Source organism: Nostoc sp. UCD121 (assembly GCF_014222285.1).
In the GTDB taxonomy this organism is placed as follows: domain Bacteria; phylum Cyanobacteriota; class Cyanobacteriia; order Cyanobacteriales; family Nostocaceae; genus Nostoc.
The window spans coordinates 1-5044 of sequence record NZ_JACKZS010000344.1 but is presented as its reverse complement, the minus strand read 5'-3'; the positions used below and the strand labels follow the sequence as shown (position 1 = coordinate 5044).

Sequence of the window (5044 nt, the reverse complement as noted above, 5' to 3'; positions counted from 1 at the left end):
ACACTATGTTTTTCAAACAGTAAAAATACTGAATAATATTGAGACGTATCAAGCCTCTTCATGTACTTTCTTAAGTGTTCTTTTTCTGATTAAATTACAAAAATAAATAGCTCGAAATAACCTCCGCATTAAACGAATAAATTTCTTTTTGTGTAGAAAAATAAATAAATTATAAACTTCCTTAATTCAACAATCAAATTTATATTTTGATCGCTGAATTAAAAAAGTTATTTCTCATAGGTGAATTCAGCCTTTTGGTTTATAACTTAGGCTTGAATCAAGTATTAAGGTAAGAGCGGAATTGCAAAAAGAATGCGAACTAAATAGACACCAAAAATCCCTACTGCTATGGGCAGGAGCTTTCTGGCACTAATAAGCTCTAGAATTATAGAGCGAATTTATCAGGTGAAAAATACCCAAATTAAGTGAGAAGTGAAACTTGGGTTCACAATGTTTTAGCAGGATAAATAAAATATCTCTGCTACGCACTTTATCTGTGTTTCTTTACTTAAGTCACATCTTTTGTTTAATTGGTTGTTTAATTGATTGCAACATCATAAAATCTCGAAAAAAAGCTAAATAAAAAGTTTGATGTCAAAACCTGCCCCTAATGTGGGTTAATTAGTTGAATTTCGCCCTTAGTAAGGCAAGCAATATTTGATACTTTTAGTTTTAGTGCCATTTGCTACCCTAGTATGGGAATTTTAAACTATTTCTTAAGGATTAATCTTAAAGACCAAAATTACGATGTCTAGGACGGGCGCAGATGCAGCACACCCTACCAGAGTCAGATAATGTAGGTCTAAAAGCATCCTCATCACTGCGTATAGCTTACAGACTTGTACAATTTGCTGGCGGTAATATGAAACAAAATGCAAGAATATATAAAGCTATTTATGAAAATACACTTACCCAGTGCCGCTACGCCCAAGTCTAGAGTCTAAAGTCTCAAGTTAAAAACACCTATGTCTTCAAATCCCCAGTACCTAAGCGGTAACGAAATTCGCAACACATTCCTCAACTTCTTTGCCCAACGGAGTCACCAAATCCTCCCAAGTGCCTCTCTCGTGCCAGAAGATCCAACCGTACTGTTGACGATCGCGGGGATGCTACCATTTAAGCCGATATTCTTGGGGCAGAGGACACCAGAATTTAAGCGGGCTACGACTTCACAAAAGTGTATCCGTACCAACGACATCGAAAATGTCGGGCGCACTAAACGGCATCACACCTTTTTTGAGATGCTGGGTAATTTCAGCTTTGGTGATTATTTTAAAGAACAAGCGATCGCTTGGGGCTGGGAAATCTCCACACAAGTCTTTGGCTTTTCTCCCCAAAATCTGGTTGTCAGCGTTTTTGAAGAAGATGATGAAGCCTTTGCTATCTGGCGCGATCAAATTGGTGTGCCGGTAGCAAGAATTAAACGCTTGGGCGAAGATGATAACTTTTGGGTATCTGGCCCGACTGGCCCTTGTGGCCCTTGTTCAGAAATATATTACGACTTCCACCCAGAACGCGGTGACGAAAATATCGATTTAGAAGACGATTCCCGATTCATCGAGTTTTACAACCTCGTGTTCATGCAATATAACCGGGATGCTTCAGGCAATTTAACGCCACTGCAAAACAAGAACATCGACACCGGTATGGGTTTGGACAGAATGGCGCAAATCCTCCAAAAAGTGCCCAATAACTACGAAACTGACCTGATTTTCCCAATTATTCAAACAGCCGCCCAAATTGCTGCCATTGACTACCACAGCAGTGATGAAAAAACTAAAACTTCCCTAAAAGTTATTGGCGATCATATTCGTGCTGTCATCCACATGATCGCTGATGAAATTCGCGCTTCTAATGTGGGAAGGGGTTATGTACTGCGGCGATTGATTCGGCGGGTGGTGCGTCATGGGCGATTAATTGGGATTTCTAGCGAATTTACTACCCAAGTTGCCGAAACTGCGATCGCTCTTTCGGAATCAGCTTACCCCAATGTGCGCCAACGGGAAGCAGCAATTAAAGCTGAGTTGCAACGAGAAGAATCAAATTTCCTCAGAACTTTGGATAGAGGCGAAAAACTCTTAGAAGAAATTATCCAAGAGGTGAAGCAGCAAGGAAATACTCAAATTAGTGGTGAAAGTGCATTTACCCTTTATGACACCTACGGATTTCCCCTCGAACTTACTCAAGAAGTTGCCGAAGAAAATAATCTCACAGTTGATGCTGAGGGATTTGAGGCACAAATGGAAATTCAAAAAGGACGTGGTAGAGATGCACATGAAACCATCGATTTAACTGTCCAAGGTTCCCTCGACAAGCTAGCAGAACACATCCAAGTCACCGAGTTTTTAGGCTACACCCAATCGGCGGCGACGGCAATAATCGAAGCGATTTTGCTAGAAGGTGTTTCTCAAGAAGAAGCAGAAGCGGGGACACAGGTACAAATAGTCCTTGATAAAACGCCATTTTATGCTGAATCTGGCGGACAAATTGGCGATCGCGGTTATATCTCTGGTGATGGTATTGTTGTTCGCATTGAAGATGTGAAGAAAGAATCTGATTTCTTTGTTCACTTCGGACGAATCGAACGCGGTACACTGCGCGTAGGCGATCCTGTCACAGCCCAAATTGATCCGGCTTGTCGCCGTCGCGCCCAAGCTAACCATACCGCAACGCACTTGTTGCAAGCGGCGTTGAAAAAAATTGTTGATGATGGCATATCTCAAGCTGGTTCTCTAGTTTCCTTTGACAGATTGCGCTTTGACTTCAACTGTCCCCGCGCATTGACAGCAGAGGAAGTGCAACAAGTTGAAGAACAGGTGAACAGTTGGATTGCAGAAGCACACGCCGCAAAGGTGGAAGTATTACCAATAGCCGAGGCGAAAGCTAAGGGTGCTGTTGCCATGTTCGGTGAGAAATACGGCGATGAAGTGCGAGTGATTGACTTCCCTAGCGTATCAATGGAACTCTGCGGTGGCACTCATGTCAGCAATACTGCCGAAATTGGCGTGTTTAAGATTATCTCGGAAGCTGGCGTGGCTTCTGGGGTGCGGCGCATTGAAGCTGTTTCGGGGCCAGCAATCCTAGATTATCTCAACCTGCGGGATAAAGTAGTTAAAGATTTGAGCGATCGCTTTAAAGTGAAACCCGAAGAATTACCAGACAGAGTTACAAGTCTGCAAAGCGAACTCAGAAATAGTCAGAAGGAATTGGAAACCTTGAAGGTACAATTAGCGATCGCTAAATCTGACAGTTTGCTGCAAACAGCCGAGACTGTAGGCGATCATAAAATTATCGTCGCCCAATTAGAAAATGTCGATCCAGAATCATTGAAAACCGCAGCCGAACGCCTGTTACAAAAAATCGGTAACGGTGCAGTGGTGCTAGGTTCTGTTCCCGAAGCCGATAAAGTTAGCATAGTTGCAGCTTTTAGTCCAGAAGTCAACAAAAAAGGTTTACAGGCTGGTAAATTTGTCGGTGCGATCGCTAAAATCTGCGGTGGTGGCGGCGGTGGAAGACCGAACTTAGCCCAAGCTGGCGGACGTGATGCGAGTAAATTACCAGATGCGTTAGGACAAGCGGAAAGTGATTTAAAGTCCGCATTGGCTTAACCCACATCTGACAATCCCAGTTCGTTGCTATTAGCTTTAGAATTCTATTCTAAGAGGTTGTTTTAAAAGTGTTTGGTTGTGCTTTTAAGTACTTCTAGATCCCCCCCTAGCCCCCCTAAAAAAGGGAGGAACCGGAATCAAAGTCCCCCTTTTTAAGGGGAGCCACTGCGGTCTTCTCCCAAGGGGAGACGCTAAGAGCGATGGGGTTTCCCCAAGTAGAGCAAGTGGCGTGGATTTAGGGGGATCTGAACTTTTGATACAGATAAGGGGACTTTTAAAACATCCTCTGAGGCTAATAGCTAAAATCCTTTGATTCTTAGCTAGAAGTTTTTGGTAGCGCAGCAGTAATTTGCCGGATCATCATGACTTTCCAGTAAGGTATGGGAGCAAGCAATACAGTCCCAGTTCCCTCAAAAGTATTGACGAGAAATTCCCCAGAAGTCATCGAACCTAAAAGAGATTTGGTAGCTTTTTCAACGCGATAATTTAAAGTATTTGTGCGAGCGATCGCAAAATTTCCATCGACAACTAATCGGTCATTTTGTAAATTTATTACTTCTACAGGGCCTTGTGCTACCATTACCACTTTACCCCTACCTTTGACTTTTGTTTGAAACAAACCCTCGCCACCAATTAAGCCTGATACAAATTTGTTTCGTTCAATTCCTACATCTATACTGCCATCGCTAGCCCAATAAGCGCCACTATCTAAAATCCATTCACTACCGTCTAATTCTAGAATGTGATATCCCGCTAAAGACGGCTCTAAATATAATTCCCCCGTACCTGTATATGTAGGACGGAAAATATTTTCTCCCGTGGCTAATGATTTTAAAAACCCGCCTGCTGAAGGGGCTTTAGATTGCATCTGAACATTGCCACGAATATAGTACATAGCACCAGATTCAGTCCGTACTGTTTCGTTTTGCAAAGTGACTTTGACTAAACGTAAGCTTTCTTTTTCGATTATTTCAAAACTTGCCATAATTTTTCTTTTGATGTTTGCAGAAATGTCTACTTGGCTCTTAAGCAGAATTTATATACATTTTTGGCATCTATTTTTACAAATGGCAAGTCAGAAAAATTTACTGCCATTAAAATATAATGGTTGCATTCAGCACTTAACTTTATTTGCATCTACTTGCTTAAGTGATCGCACGCTGAAACCACTTAACAACACCATCTGCCAAGACTCGCGCTAATTTTTTTTGTTCATCGGCGTTGGCTATCCATTCAAATTCTTCGGGGTTGGTCATAAAACCCAGTTCCATTACCACTGATGGTGCTGTAGAGGGACGAGTTAGCGCCAAATTGTTCCAAAACACCCCCATTGATGAACGCCCTAGTTGGTTAACTAGATAGGGCTTGCTGAAAAAGTCGTATTTAAGCCAGATCAAGAATCAATTAACAATGCTTGTAAGTGAAAATATAATTTA

General features: G+C 42.0%; 4 protein-coding genes. 2 read left to right on the top strand and 2 right to left on the bottom strand.

The window, feature by feature from the left end; translation table 11 throughout:
• The first annotated feature begins 766 nt into the window (after positions 1–766).
• Both GNF10_RS35150 and alaS read left to right on the top strand, forming a co-directional pair.
• Positions 767–937: a hypothetical protein gene (locus GNF10_RS35150; RefSeq protein ID WP_185580858.1), complete on the top strand. Its 171-nt coding sequence runs from the start codon at positions 767–769 to the stop codon at positions 935–937.
• A gap of 28 nt (positions 938–965) precedes the next feature.
• A complete protein-coding gene (gene alaS / locus GNF10_RS35145; RefSeq protein WP_185580859.1) occupies positions 966–3608 on the top strand; it encodes an alanine--tRNA ligase in 2643 nt (880 codons plus the stop codon).
• A gap of 316 nt (positions 3609–3924) precedes the next feature.
• Here alaS and GNF10_RS35140 read toward each other — a convergent pair whose 3' ends face one another.
• Both GNF10_RS35140 and GNF10_RS35135 read right to left on the bottom strand, forming a co-directional pair.
• Positions 3925–4593, bottom strand: coding sequence for an AIM24 family protein (locus tag GNF10_RS35140; RefSeq protein ID WP_185580860.1), 669 nt, complete (start codon positions 4591–4593; stop codon positions 3925–3927).
• 160 nt (positions 4594–4753) lie between these two features.
• Entirely contained in the window at positions 4754–5005 is a 252-nt protein-coding gene (locus tag GNF10_RS35135) for an N-acetylmuramoyl-L-alanine amidase (RefSeq protein WP_185580861.1), read from the bottom strand.
• Positions 5006–5044: the final 39 nt, after the last annotated feature.